This window comes from Ideonella sp. B508-1 (assembly GCF_000333615.1).
Taxonomy (GTDB): domain Bacteria; phylum Pseudomonadota; class Gammaproteobacteria; order Burkholderiales; family Burkholderiaceae_C; genus Ideonella.
Window position 1 is genome coordinate 1 of record NZ_BADL01000580.1, and the last position, 14,081, is coordinate 14,081.

At 71.4% G+C, this 14,081-nt stretch carries 16 protein-coding genes and 2 riboswitches; of the genes, 9 read left to right on the plus strand and 7 right to left on the minus strand.

The features are described from left to right. Nucleotides 1-42 precede the first annotated feature (42 nt). The 5 genes from I73_RS22885 to I73_RS22905 all read right to left on the minus strand — a co-directional run bounded on the left by I73_RS22885 (nucleotide 43) and on the right by I73_RS22905 (nucleotide 4,788). On the minus strand, nucleotides 43-726 hold the full coding sequence (locus I73_RS22885) for a precorrin-8X methylmutase (RefSeq protein ID WP_022982751.1): 684 nt from the start codon (nucleotides 724-726) through the stop codon (nucleotides 43-45). Next, nucleotides 723-1,634, minus strand: a complete 912-nt coding sequence (locus tag I73_RS22890; protein ID WP_022982752.1) for a sirohydrochlorin chelatase — start codon at nucleotides 1,632-1,634, stop codon at nucleotides 723-725. The genes I73_RS22885 and I73_RS22890 overlap by 4 nt, the downstream gene beginning before the upstream one ends. Next, complete coding sequence (gene cobM, locus I73_RS22895; protein ID WP_022982753.1) at nucleotides 1,631-2,440, minus strand: precorrin-4 C(11)-methyltransferase; 810 nt, start codon at nucleotides 2,438-2,440, stop codon at nucleotides 1,631-1,633. Before cobM ends, I73_RS22890 begins: the two co-directional genes overlap by 4 nt. 2 nt (nucleotides 2,441-2,442) lie before the next feature. After that, complete coding sequence (locus tag I73_RS22900; protein WP_022982754.1) at nucleotides 2,443-3,075, minus strand: energy-coupling factor ABC transporter permease; 633 nt, start codon at nucleotides 3,073-3,075, stop codon at nucleotides 2,443-2,445. 172 nt (nucleotides 3,076-3,247) lie between these two features. Next, nucleotides 3,248-3,515, minus strand: a riboswitch (cobalamin riboswitch). A gap of 19 nt (nucleotides 3,516-3,534) precedes the next feature. After that, nucleotides 3,535-4,788: an MFS transporter gene (locus I73_RS22905; RefSeq protein ID WP_022982755.1), complete on the minus strand. Its 1,254-nt coding sequence runs from the start codon at nucleotides 4,786-4,788 to the stop codon at nucleotides 3,535-3,537. A gap of 223 nt (nucleotides 4,789-5,011) precedes the next feature. On the opposite strand from I73_RS22905, the gene I73_RS22910 reads away from it, so the two are divergent. Next, a complete protein-coding gene (locus I73_RS22910) occupies nucleotides 5,012-5,266 on the plus strand; it encodes a DUF2789 family protein (protein WP_022982756.1) in 255 nt (84 codons plus the stop codon). A gap of 60 nt (nucleotides 5,267-5,326) precedes the next feature. Then, a riboswitch (FMN riboswitch) is annotated at nucleotides 5,327-5,482 on the plus strand. Nucleotides 5,483-5,562: 80 nt separating this feature from the next. Next, nucleotides 5,563-6,054: a 6,7-dimethyl-8-ribityllumazine synthase gene (locus I73_RS22915; protein WP_022982757.1), complete on the plus strand. Its 492-nt coding sequence runs from the start codon at nucleotides 5,563-5,565 to the stop codon at nucleotides 6,052-6,054. Between the two features lie 37 nt (nucleotides 6,055-6,091). Here the strand turns inward: I73_RS22915 and I73_RS30075 are convergent, their stop codons facing one another. Next, nucleotides 6,092-6,733 (minus strand): TetR family transcriptional regulator, encoded by a 642-nt coding sequence (locus I73_RS30075; RefSeq protein WP_022982758.1) that lies wholly within the window; start codon nucleotides 6,731-6,733, stop codon nucleotides 6,092-6,094. A 3-nt stretch (nucleotides 6,734-6,736) separates the two neighbouring features. Continuing rightward, nucleotides 6,737-7,189 (minus strand): MaoC family dehydratase, encoded by a 453-nt coding sequence (locus tag I73_RS22925; RefSeq protein ID WP_022982759.1) that lies wholly within the window; start codon nucleotides 7,187-7,189, stop codon nucleotides 6,737-6,739. Between the two features lie 324 nt (nucleotides 7,190-7,513). On the opposite strand from I73_RS22925, the gene I73_RS22930 reads away from it, so the two are divergent. The 7 genes from I73_RS22930 to I73_RS22960 all read left to right on the plus strand — a co-directional run. After that, nucleotides 7,514-8,635: a BMP family ABC transporter substrate-binding protein gene (locus tag I73_RS22930; protein WP_022982760.1), complete on the plus strand. Its 1,122-nt coding sequence runs from the start codon at nucleotides 7,514-7,516 to the stop codon at nucleotides 8,633-8,635. A 36-nt stretch (nucleotides 8,636-8,671) separates the two neighbouring features. Continuing rightward, nucleotides 8,672-9,802 (plus strand): ABC transporter permease, encoded by a 1,131-nt coding sequence (locus I73_RS30080; protein ID WP_022982761.1) that lies wholly within the window; start codon nucleotides 8,672-8,674, stop codon nucleotides 9,800-9,802. Beyond that, nucleotides 9,799-10,719: an ABC transporter permease gene (locus I73_RS22940; protein ID WP_022982762.1), complete on the plus strand. Its 921-nt coding sequence runs from the start codon at nucleotides 9,799-9,801 to the stop codon at nucleotides 10,717-10,719. Before I73_RS30080 ends, I73_RS22940 begins: the two co-directional genes overlap by 4 nt. Before the next feature lie 27 nt (nucleotides 10,720-10,746). Beyond that, nucleotides 10,747-11,430 (plus strand): cysteine hydrolase family protein, encoded by a 684-nt coding sequence (locus I73_RS22945; protein WP_022982763.1) that lies wholly within the window; start codon nucleotides 10,747-10,749, stop codon nucleotides 11,428-11,430. Between the two features lie 23 nt (nucleotides 11,431-11,453). After that, nucleotides 11,454-13,049 carry an ABC transporter ATP-binding protein gene (locus tag I73_RS30085; protein WP_022982764.1) on the plus strand — a complete coding sequence of 532 codons (1,596 nt, stop codon included), beginning with the start codon at nucleotides 11,454-11,456 and terminating at the stop codon, nucleotides 13,047-13,049. Continuing rightward, nucleotides 13,046-13,723, plus strand: coding sequence for a cysteine hydrolase family protein (locus I73_RS22955; RefSeq protein WP_022982765.1), 678 nt, complete (start codon nucleotides 13,046-13,048; stop codon nucleotides 13,721-13,723). The genes I73_RS30085 and I73_RS22955 overlap by 4 nt, the downstream gene beginning before the upstream one ends. Then, nucleotides 13,720-14,081: amidase family protein (locus tag I73_RS22960; RefSeq protein WP_026097104.1), on the plus strand; the 362-nt coding region annotated here is incomplete at its 3' end. The genes I73_RS22955 and I73_RS22960, both read left to right, overlap by 4 nt.

Sequence of the window (14,081 nt, forward strand, 5' to 3'; positions counted from 1 at the left end):
GTGGTGAAGCCGGTGCGCTCGCCGCGACGACGGTCTTTTCCATCATGCCGGGGCGCGCTCCGCGGCCTCGGCCGGGGCCAGCAGCGCGTGCAGAGCGGCCACCACCAAGGTGGAGCCGCCCTTGCGGCCGCGGATCACGATCCACGGCACCTCGGCCTGCGCGGCCATCAGGTCCTTGGACTCGGCCGCCGAGACGAAGCCCACCGGCATGCCGATGACCAGGGCCGGACGCAGGCCTTCCTCGCGGATCAGGCGCACCAGCTCGATCAGCGCGGTGGGCGCGTTGCCGATGCCGACGATGGCGCCCTGCAGCAGGCCCAGGCGATGCGCCTTGCGCATGGCCTGCACGGCGCGGGTGCTGTCCTCGGCCTGGGCCGCGGCGATCACATCGGCGTCGCTGATGAACTGGTGCGTGGCCATGCCGAAGTGCGCCAGACGCGGCGCCGACAGGCCCGAGCAGATCATCTCCACATCGGCCACCACCGGCGTGCCGCCGCGGCGGATGGCGGCGATGCCGGCGGCCACCGCGTCGGGGTGGAAGTCGGTCAGGCCGTTGAACTCGAAATCGGCATTGGCGTGGATCATGCGCCGCACGATGGGCCACTGCTCGGCGCGGTAGCGGTGCGGGCCGGCCTCGGCGTCGATGATGGCGAAGCTGTCGTGCTCAATGGCCTGGCCGGCGCGGGTCAGCTGCTCCGTGACTCTGTTGGCCTGGGGGACGCTCATGCCATCACCACCGGCGCGTGATCGTGGGCGTGAGCCTGACCATGCGTGTGTTCGTGGCTGTGCCCATGCCCCAGGTCGTGGGCGATCTCGCGGAAGCGGCAGCCGTCGCAGCTCAGCGCGCTGTCCTGGCGGCCGGCCACCAGGTCGGTCACGCGCTGTTCCAGCAGGGCGAAGATCTCGGGCTCGAAGCCGAAGTGCGTGCCCAGGGCGAAGCGGATCTGCGGGTACTGCGCGCGCAGGTGCTCGACCTGGCGGCCGATGCGCTGCATCAGCGTGCCGGTGTAGAGGTAGTACGGCAGCACCACGATCTGCGTCATGCCGATGCGGGCCTGGCGCTGCACCACCCGCTCCAGGCGCGGGAAGGTGATGCCGGTGAAGGCCAGGTCGACCAACTCGTGGTCGCCGGCCTCCTGCAGCCAGCGGGCCATCTTGGCCATGTCGCCGTTGGCGCCGCGGTCGGACGAACCGCGGCCCAGCAGCACCACGCCGGTGGTGGTGGGGTCGGGCATGTCCAACGCCGCCATGGCGCGGCGCAGCTGGCGCTTCAAGATGTCCAGGATGGGATCGCAGGCCGTCAGGTGCGGGCCGTAGAGGAACTCGACCTGCGGGCAGTCGGCTCGTGCGTGTTCGATGGCCTCGGGGATCTCCATCTTCACGTGGCCGGCCGCGTTCAGGATGAGCGGCAGCACCAGCACGCGGCGCGCGCCCTGGGCGGCGGCCCGCAGGCCGTCGTGCAGCGACGGGGACGCGAACTCGATGAAGCCAACTTCAATGCGCCAGCCAGGCTGGCGCGAGCGCCACTGGGCGACGAAGTCGCGGATCTCCTGGTTGCCACTTTCCTCGCGCGAGCCGTGGCCCACGATGAAGAGGGTGGTGTCGCGCAGGGCCGTGTTCAGGTCGGTGTTCATGCGCTGGCCTTTCGGAAGCGGTGGGTGAAGCTGGGGTCGTAGAGCTTGAAGCGGGTCAGCGCGGACCAGTGGCGTGCGCCCAGCGTGGGGCTGGCGATGACCATGGCCTGGCTGACGATGCCGGCGTCGCGGCACTGCTGCTTGATGGTGGCCAGGGTGCCGCGCACGATCTGCTCCTCGCCCGGCCAACTGGCCTTGTGCACGACGAGCATGGGCGCGTCCTCCGGCCAGCCGGCCGCGCGCAGGCCGGCCTCAACCTTGTGCAGCAGAGTGATGGAGAGGAAGATGCACAGCGTGCTGCGGTGCGCGGCCAGGGCCGCCAGGTCCTCGCCCGCGGGCATGGGCGTGCGCCCTTCCACGCGGGTGAAGATGGTGGTCTGCGTCACCTCGGGCAGGGTGAAGCTTTCCACCGCGGCCGCCGCCGAGGCCATGGCCGAGGACACACCGGGCACCACCCGCAGCGGCACGCCTGCGGCGTCCAGCGGCTGCACCAGCTCGATCAGCGCGCCGTAGAGCGCCGGGTCGCCGGTCTGCAGGCGCACCACGGTCTCGCAGCGCCCGGCCTGCTCGATCAGCCAGGCGGCCATCTGCTCGAGCGTCATGTCCTTGCTGTCGGCGATGACGCAGCCCGGCGGGGCCCAGCGGGTGGCCGCCACGTTCACCAGCGAGCCGGCGAACAGGATGGCGCCCGCGCGGGCGATCAGGTCCCGGCCCTTGACGGTGAGCAGGTCCGGGTCCCCCGGACCAGCACCGACGAACCAGACCGTGCCGCGGCCTGGCGGCGCGGCGCTGTCGTGGTCGGCCATGCTCAGGCGCGGCTCAGGCGTTCGTCAAAGCACAGGCGCAGCCAGGCCGGCGGGTTCAGACGCTGCAGGCCGGTCAGCACGGTCAGCGTGAACAGGGGCTCCAGCACCACCAGGCTCAGGTAGCTGCTGGCAAACCACAGCCAGTCAGAGAACGGCGTGGCGACCTGGGCCATCGACAGCCAGAAGCCCACCATCAGCGTGACGCCGGCGTAGTAGACCGCGTCCAGCCGCAGCACGCGGGCCACGGTGAGCGCCTGCGGGCGGCGGCCCAGGGTGGCGTGCAGCACCATCAGCGGCACCATCAGCGAGAGCGAATTCACCCCCAGGTGCAGCAGGTCCTGCGGCTCGAACACCAGGCCCTGCAGCAGCAGGCCGGCGGCAAAGCCGAACAGCGTGGGCAGGTAGCCCAGGGTCAGATAGATGGGCATGGCGCCCACGAAATGCAGCTCCGACGGCCCCACCTGCAGGTGGAACATCTGCATGAACAGGGTGAAGAACACGGTGGCCAGCAGCGTGCGCAGCCACAGCACCGGGCGGCGCAGCAGCGCGGGCGCGTGGCTGGCCAGCACGGCGGCGGCCACACCGTTGGCGGCCAGGATCTTGGTCTGGGCCAGCAGGCCGGGTTCGATGTGCATGGGTCTCTCTTTCCTGCGCCCCCACCGGGCGCGACGTTGACGGCGACATCAGCCCGTCAAGGCGGAAAGAGGGATGGACGGCCGGCACGAGGGCGACACCCGGCCAGGTGAAGGCGCATGAGGCCCACAGGTCCCGACCGGCGGCACGCACACCCCACCACCCACCGTGACGGACTGTTCCTGTGCGACAGGCCGGTCTCCGGGCTCACGAGGGACCGGGTGCCAAACACCCGGCCCGGACCCGATCACCTTCCCATGTCCCGCAGGACACAGTGGCGGGACCGACATTTGTCATGTCGGCCGATCGGGCCACGGACTCGCTTACCGTTGCGGGGGCAGCGCCGGCCTTGCCACTCGCCAAAGCGAGCCACGCACCGGCTTCCCGTTTCACTCCTGCCGCATGAACAGCCGGCAGAAGCACCTGAAGCGGGGAGCAGTGTAGCAGCGCGGTCGGCGCCTTCAGCCTGCCAGCGCAGTGCCAGACGCCTGGGCCGCGCGGCGCGCATCCTGCAGGGCCCACCAGAACACGCCGAAGCCGGCCAGTGACAGCAGCGTGCCCACCCAGCCGGTGGACGGGTAGCCCAGGCCGGCGTCGATGGCCAGGCCGCCCAACCAGGCGCCCAGCGCATTGGCCAGGTTGAAGGCCGAGTGGTTGAGGGCCGCAGCCAGGGCCTGGGCATCGCCGGCCACGTCCATCAGGCGGATTTGCAGCGCCGGGCCGATGGCCACCGCGCTGCCCACCAGCACCACGGTCAGCGCCGCCGCCACCGGGTGGTGGCAGGTCAGCACATACAGCAGTTGGACGGCGGCGGACCAGATCAACAGCCCGCCGATGGTGGGCATCAGGGCCTTGTCGGCCAGGCGCGAGCCGATCAGGTTGCCGCCCACCATGCCCACGCCGAACAGCGAGAGCACCACCGGCATCCAGTCCAGGGGCATGCCCGCCACCTGCAGCAGCGTGGGCTTGACGTAGCTGAAGACCGAGAACATGCCGCCAAAGCCGATGGCCGCGATGCCCAGCGTGAGCCAGACCTGCTTGCGCCCCAGCGCCCCCAGTTCGCGCAGCGGGCTGGCCCCGGGCGGTGGCGCCAGGTTGGGCACCCAGGCGCGGATCATGCCCACCGACAGCAGGGCCACCGCCGCGACGAAGACGAAGGCCGCCCGCCAGCCCAGCCACTGCCCCAGGGCCGAGGCCACCGGCACGCCCAGCAGGGTGCCGCTGGTCAAGCCCAGCATCACCAGGCCCACCGCGCGGGCCCGCTGGTGGGGCTCGCTCAATGCCGCGGCCACCAGCGCGGCAATGCCGAAGTAGCTGCCGTGCGGCAGGCCGGCGCACAGGCGCAGCAGGTTGAGCGACAGGTAGCCCGGGGCCAGGGCGCTGGCCAGGTTGCCCAGGCCGAAGATCAGCATCAGCACCATCAGCAGGGTGCGGCGGTGCCAGCCGGCGGTCAGCACCGCCAGCAGTGGTGCGCCCACCACCACGCCCAGGGCATAGGCGCTGATCACATGGCCGGCCTGCGGGATGGAGACGGCCAGATCGCGCGCCACCTCGGGCAGCAGACCCATGATGACGAACTCGCCGGTGCCGATGGCAAAGCCCCCTGCGGCCAGGGCCAGCACGGTGCGCAGGAAGAGCCGGTCGTCGGTGGCGCCATGGGCCGCGTGGTCGGCCAGGGCCGGGGTGGGCCCTTCGGCCGCGGGAGGAAGTGACATATCGAAGTTCAGGAGCAGCCGCCATGCCAGGGCGCGACGCCACCGGCATGCACGGCAGGTGAGCACGGTGCAGGCGCGCAGCCTAGCAGCCGGCGCAAGCCCTTGGGGGTCAGGCGGCTTCGCTGTCGCGGCATCCCCCTACCGCGGCGTCCCGGTGGTTTGTCCCAGGCCGGGGCGTCGCCCCTGCTTCTAGACTGGTGGCGCCGCCCGAAGGAGACCTGCCATGCAGCCATCCGTCCACCATGATCTGCCGGCGCTGTTCTGTCAGCTGGGCCTGCCCAGCGAGGGCGGCGCCATCGAGCGCTTCATCGACGCCCACCGGCCGCTGTCCCTGCAGCTGCGCCTGTGCGAGGCCCCGTTCTGGAGCCCCCAGCAGGCCCAGGCGCTGGAAACCATGATGGACGCCTCCGGCGAGTGGACCGAGGTGGTCGACGACCTGAACGTCCGCCTGCGCTACCGGGCCTGCGACCTGTTCTGACCCTGCGCCCCCGGGGGCTGTCCTCGCCTGCCTAGAATGGCCGGGCCGGTCTTGTGCCGGCAGCGTTCTCAGGGCGGGGTGGAATTCCCCACCGGCGGTATCCGTGCTCGTCACGGGAGCCCGCGAGCGCCCCGTGGCTCACCATGGCCGCGGGGGTCAGCAGACCTGGTGAGAGGCCAGGGCCGACGGTCACAGTCCGGATGAAAGAGACCGCATGTGTTCGCCACCGCGTCGTTCAGGCGCCGGTGGCGCTGCTGCGTTCGCCCTGATTCTGGCCACTCTCCATGAGGATCACCATGAATCAGCCCCTCAGCTCTCCCCTCGCGCCCGCCACGGGCGACACCCCGCGCCGCATCGCCATCGTCAGCGCCAGCTGGCACCGCGACATCGTGCAGAACGCCGTCGAAGGCTTCCGCACCGAATGCGAGCGACAACGGCCCGGCCAATGCCAGGTCGAACAGCTCGAAGTGCCCGGTGCCTTCGAGATTCCGCTGCACCTGCAGCGCCTGGCCCGCAGCGGCCGCTACGACGCCCTGGTGGCCTGCGGCCTGGTGGTCAACGGCGGCATCTACCGCCACGAGTTCGTCGCCAGCGCGGTGATCGACGCGCTGATGCGCATCCAGCTCGACACCGGCGTGCCGGTGTTCTCGGTGGTGCTCACCCCACGCGACTTCCACGCGCACGAAGAACACCTGAACTTCTTCCGTACCCACTTCATCACCAAGGGGCAGGAAGCGGCCCAGGCCTGCCTGGCCACCCTGGACAGCCTGGCGCAGCTGCCGGCCTGAGGACCAGACGCCCGACCACCCGCCGACCGCGCCCGCTTCAGGCGGACGGGTCGGTGGGACGGTCGGTGGGGCGCTCGGCAGAGCGCTCGGCCGGGGGCAGCGCCCCCAGCACCGCGGCCTGCAGGTCGCGGATCCAGGCGGCATCTCCCACCGAGCGCGCCAGCAGGCCCGTGCCCACCATGGCGGCAAAGAGCAGATCCACCTCGGCGTTGGTCAGGGCCTGGCCCGGCAACGGCGCCGGGGTCTTGCGGGCCGCCGCGCGGAAGCGTTCCAGCAGGGTCTGCGCGCCCTCCCGGTAGGTGGCCATGGCCGGCGCCTGCGGGGCCTGCCCGTCGTCGCAGCCCGCGAAGGCCAGCATCGGGCAACTCCACTCGGCAGGACGGGGCCGGAAGTAGAAGCGCACCAGCGCCGCCAGCGCACTGTCGGGCCCCGAACGTTCGCGCTGGGCCACCTGGTCCCAGGCGCCCAGCGCCTGGTGGAAGGCCAGCGCAAAGGCCTCGTCCACCAGCGCCTCCTTGCTGGCGAAGTGCTTGTAGAAGCCGCCAGGGGTCAGGCCGGCAGCCGACATGATGTCGGCGATGGAGACGCCCTCCACCCCGTGCTGTCGGAACAGCCGGCTGGCCGTGTCGACGATGTGCTGGCGGTTGAGCGCCGCCTGCGCCTTGGAAACCCGGCCCATCGCTCAGCCCGGCCGGCGCATCACAACCATCTGGGTCACCAGGCGCTGGCAGGTCTCGTCGCGCTGGTTCAGGGTCAGCGTTTCGACGGTCACCATGCCCCGCTCCGGACGGGAGCGCGAGGGCTTGATCTCCAGCACCCGGCAGACGACGCGCAGGCGGTCGCCCGGGCGAGTGGGCCGCGGCCACTCCACCGAACCGCCGGCACCGATCAGGCCGCCGCCCAGCGGCACGCTCTGCACCAGCAGCTTCATCGTCACGGCCGCGGTGTGCCAGCCGCTGGCGGCCAGCCCCTGGAAGAAGGTGTGGCGGGCCGCCTCACCATCGGTGTGGAAGGGCTGTGGGTCGAACTGCCGGGCGAAGTCCACGATCTGCGCCTCGTCGAGCGCATGCTCGCCGCTGCGAAACGTATCGCCCACGGACAGGTCCTCAAGATAGACAGGGGCGATCAGGGCCATGGGGTCTCCAGAAACGATGCGCAGCCAGCGCGAAGGAAAGCAGGCCCCAGCATAGCAAAATAGATTTCAAATAACATCTATTTAACCTGCCCCGGGATGGGGGCACGCCCTTGGTGCGACGCGACCCGCCCGGGGTCACGCCGCCGCCGCAGGAGCACCGGAACAGCGCATGACCCCCTGCGCCAGCAGGTAAAAGCCCGGCCCAACCGCATCGGAAAGCTGGCCCGGCGATTGCTTGTATACCAACTAGAACCCCAGAAGGCACACCAAGCGTCGGTGGGCTGGCAGGTTCCCCCATCAGACCTTTTCGACTGGAGCAACGCGATGTCCGAAGAAATGCAGTGGAAGCGGCGGGACTGGATCAAGCAGGTGGGCGCCCTGGGCGCGGCCGCCAGCGCCGGTGGCTGGGCCCCCTGGGCGCGGGCCGCCGCCCCGCTCACCGTGGGCTTCATCTATGTGGGTGCCAAGGACGACTACGGCTACAACCAGGCCCATGCCGAGGCGGCCGCCGTGGTGAAGACCTGGCCGGGCATCAAGGTGGTGGAAGAGGAGAACGTGCCCGAGACCACCGCGGTGCAGAAGACCATGCAGGGCATGATCGTGCAGGACGGCGCCAAGCTGCTGTTCCCCACCTCCTTCGGCTACTTCGACCCGCATGTGCTGGCCATGGCCGCCAAGTTCCCGGACATCCGCTTCGCCCACTGCGGCGGCCTGTGGACCGAGGGCAAGCACCCGAAGAACGTGGGCAGCTTCTTCGGCTACATCGACGAGGCCCAGTACCTCAACGGCGTCATCGCCGGCCACATGAGCAAGAGCAAGAAGCTCGGCTTCGTGGCGGCCAAGCCCATCCCGCAGGTGCTGCGCAACATCAACGCCTTCACGCTGGGCGCGCAGTCGGTGCACCCGGACATCACCTGCTCGGTGATCTTCACCGGCGACTGGTCCATGCCCGTCAAGGAGGCCGAGGCCACCAACAGCCTGGCCGACCAGGGCGTGGACGTGTTCACCATGCACGTCGATGGCCCCAAGGTGATCGTCGAGACCGCAGCCAAGCGCGGCAAGTTCGTCTGCGGCTACCACGCCTCACAGGCCAAGCTGGCGCCCCAGGCCTACCTGACCGGGGCCGAGTGGAACTGGGTCACGCCCTACAAGCAAATCATTGAAGCCGCCAAGAACGGCCAGCCGCACCCGAACTTCGTGCGCGGCGGCCTGAAGGAAGGCTTCGTCAAGTCCTCGCCCTATGGCGGCATGGTGCCGGAGGCCGCCCGCAAGCAGGCCGAATCCATCCGCGCCGCGATGATGAAGGGCACCTTCGACATCTTCAAGGGCGAGCTCAAGGACAACACCGGCAAGGTCGTGATTCCCAAGGGCACGGTGCACAAGCAGACCGACGTGGCCCTGGAAGGCATGAACTACCTGGTGGCCGGCGTCGTCGGCAAGGTCTGACGCCCCGTCCCCCCTGAAGACGCCACGGAGAACGCCATGCCCGCTGCTGCCCCCCGGCCCTGGCACGTCGCCGCCGAGAACCTGCTCCTGCCCGTGCTGGCCCTGGCCGGCGCGCTGCTGCTGTTCGGCGGCTTCGTCTGGCTGGGCGGCACCAGCCCGCTGCAGACCTGGCAACTGCTCTACGAGGGCGCCTTCGGCTCGGCCTTCTCCTGGCAGAACACCCTGCTGCGCGCCGCACCGCTGATGCTCACCGCCCTGGCCGTGGCCCTGCCGGCCCAGGCGGGGCTGACGGTGATCGGCGGCGAGGGCGCGCTGGCCCTGGGTGCCCTGGGCTGCGCCAGCCTGCCCTATCTCTTCACCCCGCCCGCCAACGGCCTGGGCATCGCGATGGTGCTGGCCGCCGGTGCATTGGCAGGAGCCGCCTGGGTGGCGCTGGCCGGCGCGTTGCACCAGTACCGCGGCGTCAACGAAACCATCTCCAGCCTGCTGCTGGGCTACATCGCCATCGCGGTCTTCAAGCACTTGGTGGAAGGCCCGCTGCGGGACCCGGCCAGCCTGAACAAGCCCTCCACCCGGCCGCTGGCCGACGCCCTGCGCATCGGCCCCATCATGGGCGAGGCTGCCTTCGACAGCTGGCTGGGCGATGTGCACTGGGGCCTGGTGATCGGTGCGGTGCTGTGCGTGCTGGCCGGCCTGTGGCTGAGCTTCACCACCCACGGCTTTGCGCTGCGGGTGGTGGGGGGCAATGCCAAGGCCGCCCGCCTGGTCGGCCTGCCCAGCCACCGGCTGATCCTGGTGGCCTGTGCCGCGGGTGGCGCCTGCGCCGGCCTGGCCGGCGCCGTGGAGGTGGCAGCCGTGCAGGGCGCGGCCAATGCCTCGGTGCTCTCGGGCCTGGGCTACACCGGCATCCTGGTGGCCTTCGTGGCCCGCCAGAACCCCTGGGCCATCCCGCCGGTGGCCGTGCTCTTCGGCGGCTTCGGCGCCGCCGGCAGCCTGCTGCAACGCCGGCTGGACCTGCCCGACGCCTCGGTGCTGGTGCTGCAGGGCTTTGCCTTCGTGCTCATCCTGGCGGCCGAGGCGCTGCGTGGCCGCATCGCCGCCGGCCTGGCCAACGCGCTGTCCGCCCCCGCACCCGCCACCCCGGCCCTGAAGGAGACCACGCCATGAACGCCGACGCCTGGACCACCCTGCTGCTGGCCGTGCTGGGCGGCGCCATCCGCGTGGGCACGCCCTTTCTGTTCGTCAGCCTGGGCGAATGCCTCACCGAGAAGTCCGGCCGCATCAACCTGGGCCTGGAAGGCGTGCTGGTGCTCTCGGCCATGGCCGGCTTCGGCGGTGCCTACCTCAGCGGCAACGTCTGGCTGGGCGTGTTGGCGGCCGGCGCCAGCGGCGCGCTGCTGGCCACGCTGCACGGCCTGCTGTGTTCGCTGCCGCGGGTGTCGGACATCGCCACCGGCATCGCGCTGATGCTGCTGGGCACCGGCCTGGCCTTCTACTTCGGCAAGCCGCTCATCCAGCCGCAGGCCCCGCAAATCCCCGCGCTGGCGCTGGGCGCCTGGAGCGCCTCGCCCCAGGTGCAGACCGCCCTGTCCGTCAATGCCCTCTTTCCGCTGGGCGTGCTGCTGGCCGGGCTGATGGCCTGGGGCTTCACCCGCACCCGCTGGGGCCTGGTGGTGCGCATGGCGGGCGACTCCAGCGACGCCGCCCGCGCCCTGGGCTACTCGGTGCACGGCGTGCGCATCGCCGCCACCGCGGCCGGCGGCTTCATCGCCGGCCTGGGCGGGGCCTCGCTCTCGCTCTACTACCCCGGCAGCTGGAACGAAGGCCTGTCCAGCGGCCAGGGCCTGATCGCGGTGGCCCTGGTCATCTTCGCCCGCTGGAGCCCCTGGCGCTGCCTGGGCGCGGCCCTGCTGTTCGGCGGCGCCGGTGCCATCGGGCCGGCCCTGCAGTCGGTGGGCATCACTGCCGGCTACTACCTCTTCAATGCCGTGCCCTACGCACTGACGCTGCTGATCCTGGTGCTCACCTGCTCGCCCCACCGCTCGCTCAAGGGCGCGCCGGTCGAGCTGGCCGTCTCGCGCTGAACCTTCACCCCTTTGTCGGAGCCCGCCATGCCCACCCTCGCCTCCACCCCCTACGCCTGGCCCTACAACGGCGACCTGCGCCCGGCCAACACCGCCCTGGTCATCATCGACATGCAGACCGACTTCTGCGGCGTGGGCGGCTATGTGGACAAGATGGGCTACGACCTCTCGCTGACCCGCGCGCCGATCGAACCCCTGAAGCGCCTGCTGGCCGAGGCCCGCCGCGTGGGCATGCACGTCATCCACACCCGCGAGGGGCATCGGCCGGACCTCTCCGACCTGCCGGCCAACAAGCGCTGGCGCTCGCAGCAGATCGGCGCGGGCATCGGCGACATGGGCCCCTGCGGCCGCATCCTGGTGCGGGGCGAGCCCGGCTGGGACATCATCCCCGAGCTCTACCCGGTGGCCGGCGAGCCCATCATCGACAAGCCGGGCAAGGGCAGCTTCTGCGCCACCGACCTGGAGCTGATCCTGCGCGTGCGCGGCATCGAGAACCTGATCCTCACCGGCATCACCACCGATGTCTGCGTGCACACCACCATGCGCGAGGCCAACGACCGCGGCTTCGAGTGCCTGATGCTGACCGACTGCACCGGCGCCACCGACCCCGCCAACCACGCCGCCGCCTTCCAGATGATCAAGATGCAGGGCGGCGTGTTCGGCGCAGTGGCCGATTCGGCCGCCGTGCTCGAGGTCCTGCGCACCCTCTGACCCTGTCCCGGAGCGAGGCCCCCATGAACGCCGTCCAGCTCGACACCTACCGTCTGACCAAGCGCTTCGGCAGCTTCACCGCGCTGGGCGATGTCTCGCTCAGCGTGCGCCCCGGCACCGTGCACGCCCTGCTGGGCGAGAACGGCGCGGGCAAAAGCACCCTCGTCAAATGCGTGGTGGGCTACCAGCCGCCCGACGACGGCGCGGTGCTGGTGGGCGGGCGCGAACAGGCCATCGGCTCGCCCACCGTGGCGCGCGATCTGGGCATCGGCATGGTCTACCAGCACTTCACCGTGGTGCCGGGCATGACGGTGGCCGAGAACCTGCTGCTGGCCCGCGGCCGCCTGCCGGCCGTGGTGCCCTGGAAGCGGGTGCGCGCCGAGCTGGACGCCTTTCTGAAGACCACCCCCTTCCGCCTGGACCTGGACGCCACGCCCATGGACCTCTCGGCCGGCGAAAAGCAGAAGCTGGAAATCCTCAAGCAGCTCTTCCTGAAGCCGCGCCTGCTGATCCTGGACGAGCCCACCTCGGTGCTGACCCCGCAGGAGGCCGACGAGGTGCTGGGCGCCCTGCGCGAGCGCGCCCATGCGGGCGACTGCTCGGTGCTGATGATCACCCACAAGTTCCGCGAGGTGAGCGCCTATGCCGACGACGTGAGCGTGCTGCGCCGCGGCCGCCTGGTGCACACCGGCGCGGTGGCCGACACCACGCCCCAGGCCCTGGCCGAGGCCATGGTGGGCGGTGCCCAGGCCGGGGCCGAGGAGGCCCGTGAAGAGCTGGCCAGCCGCCCCGCCGCCGCGCTGGCGCCGCACACGCCGGGCGAGGTGCAGCTGGACATCCGCGGCCTGACGGTGCGCGGCGACCGCGGCGAGCCGGCGGTGCGGGCCCTGAGCCTGGCCGTGCGCGCGGGCGAGATCGTCGGCGTGGCCGGGGTCTCGGGCAATGGCCAGCGCGAGCTGATGGAGGCCCTGGTGGGCCAGCGCGCCCGCGAGTCCGGCCAGGTGCAGGTGGCCGGCCAGCCCTTTGCCGCCACCCGCGCCGAGAACCAGCGCCTGGGCGTGCGCGCCCTGCCGGAGGAGCCCCTGCGCAATGCCTGCGTGGGCGCGCTCAGCGTGGCCGACAACATGGGCCTGCGCAGCTTCGACCAGGCGCCCTTCGCCCGCGGCGGCTGGCGCATGGGTGGCCGCCTGCGCGCCCAGGCCCGGGCCTGGATCGGCGAGTACGGCGTCAAGACCCAGGGCGAGCGCGCGCCCATCCGCAGCCTGTCCGGCGGCAATGTGCAGCGCGCCGTGCTGGCCCGCGAACTGGCCGGCGAGCCGCGTCTGCTGCTGGTCTCCAACCCCGTCTTCGGCCTGGACTTTGCCGCCGTGGCCGACATCCACGCCCGGCTGCGCGCGGCCCGCGCCCGCGGCTGCGCGGTGCTGCTGGTCAGCGAAGACCTGGACGAGCTGCTGGCCCTGGCCGACCGCATCGTCGTGATGAGCGAAGGCCGGATCGTGCTGGACCTGCCCGCCGACCAAGCCGACCGCCAGGCCCTGGGCGCCCACATGGGCGGCGGCCACGGCGATCACGCTGACCCCGGCGCCCACCCCACCTCTGCCGCACTGGAGGCCGCATGAAACCGCCCCCCCGCACCCTGGACGCCCAGCCCTTCGCCTACCGCTACGAGCTGCCCCACACCGCGCTGGTCATCATCGACATGCAGCGCGACTTCGTGGAGCCCGGCGGCTTCGGCGAAAGCCTGGGCAACGACGTGACCAAGCTGCAGTCCATCATCCCCACCTGCCAGGCGGTGCTGTCGGCCTGGCGCCAAGCGGGTGGCCTGGTGGTGCACACCCGCGAAGCGCACGCCCCCGATCTGTCGGACTGCCCGCCGGCCAAGCGCCTGCGCGGCGAGCCCCGGCTGCGCATCGGTGACGCCGGGCCCATGGGCCGCATCCTGATCGCCGGCGAGCCGGGCAACCAGATCGTGCCGCAGCTGGCCCCGCGGGTGGGCGAGTTCGTCATCGACAAACCGGGCAAGGGCGCCTTTTACGCCACGCCGCTGCACGCCCTGCTGCAAGGCCGCGGCATCACCCACCTGGTCTTCATGGGCGTGACCACCGAGGTCTGCGTGCAGACCTCGATGCGCGAGGCCAACGACCGCGGCTACGACTGCCTGCTGGTCGAGGACGGCACCGCCAGCTACTTCCCCGAATTCAAGCAGGCCACCCTGGACATGGTCCGCGCCCAGGGCGCCATCGTCGGCTGGACCAGCCCCGCCGCCCCCCTGATCGAAAGCCTCTACGCATGAACACCCCCGTCACCCTGGCCGACTGGCGCGCCGCCTATGCGGCCGGCACCCGGCCCGCCGCCCTGCTGGGCGCGCTGCTGGCCCGCATGGCGCCCGACGACCCGGCCTGGATCGCCCGGCTGGACGCCGCCGGCCTGGCCGCCGAGCTGGCCCGGCTGGACGGCCTGGACCCGGCGCAGGCGCCGCTCTGGGGCATTCCCTTCGCGGTGAAGGACAACATCGACGCCGCGGGCTGGCCCACCACGGCCGCCTGCCCGGCCTTCGCCCACACCGCCGAAGCCGACGCCACCGTGGTGGCCCGGCTGCGCGCAAAGGGCGCGGTGCTGGTGGGCAAGACCAACCTCGACCAGTCGCCACC

Bases quoted from the DNA above. Each gene is read 5' to 3' on its own strand.
- I73_RS22945 (WP_022982763.1), top strand. From the start codon at position 10,747: ATGCCCACCCTCGCCTCCACCCCCTACGCCTGGCCCTACAACGGCGAC.
- I73_RS22890 (WP_022982752.1), bottom strand. From the start codon at position 1,634: ATGAACACCGACCTGAACACGGCCCTGCGCGACACCACCCTCTTCATC.
- I73_RS22955 (WP_022982765.1), top strand. From the start codon at position 13,046: ATGAAACCGCCCCCCCGCACCCTGGACGCCCAGCCCTTCGCCTACCGC.
- cobM (WP_022982753.1), bottom strand. From the start codon at position 2,440: ATGGCCGACCACGACAGCGCCGCGCCGCCAGGCCGCGGCACGGTCTGG.
- I73_RS30075 (WP_022982758.1), bottom strand. From the start codon at position 6,733: ATGGGCCGGGTTTCCAAGGCGCAGGCGGCGCTCAACCGCCAGCACATC.
- I73_RS22915 (WP_022982757.1), top strand. From the start codon at position 5,563: ATGAATCAGCCCCTCAGCTCTCCCCTCGCGCCCGCCACGGGCGACACC.
- I73_RS22940 (WP_022982762.1), top strand. From the start codon at position 9,799: ATGAACGCCGACGCCTGGACCACCCTGCTGCTGGCCGTGCTGGGCGGC.
- I73_RS22900 (WP_022982754.1), bottom strand. From the start codon at position 3,075: ATGCACATCGAACCCGGCCTGCTGGCCCAGACCAAGATCCTGGCCGCC.
- I73_RS22930 (WP_022982760.1), top strand. From the start codon at position 7,514: ATGTCCGAAGAAATGCAGTGGAAGCGGCGGGACTGGATCAAGCAGGTG.
- I73_RS30080 (WP_022982761.1), top strand. From the start codon at position 8,672: ATGCCCGCTGCTGCCCCCCGGCCCTGGCACGTCGCCGCCGAGAACCTG.
- I73_RS30085 (WP_022982764.1), top strand. From the start codon at position 11,454: ATGAACGCCGTCCAGCTCGACACCTACCGTCTGACCAAGCGCTTCGGC.
- I73_RS22910 (WP_022982756.1), top strand. From the start codon at position 5,012: ATGCAGCCATCCGTCCACCATGATCTGCCGGCGCTGTTCTGTCAGCTG.
- I73_RS22905 (WP_022982755.1), bottom strand. From the start codon at position 4,788: ATGTCACTTCCTCCCGCGGCCGAAGGGCCCACCCCGGCCCTGGCCGAC.
- I73_RS22925 (WP_022982759.1), bottom strand. From the start codon at position 7,189: ATGGCCCTGATCGCCCCTGTCTATCTTGAGGACCTGTCCGTGGGCGAT.
- I73_RS22885 (WP_022982751.1), bottom strand. From the start codon at position 726: ATGAGCGTCCCCCAGGCCAACAGAGTCACGGAGCAGCTGACCCGCGCC.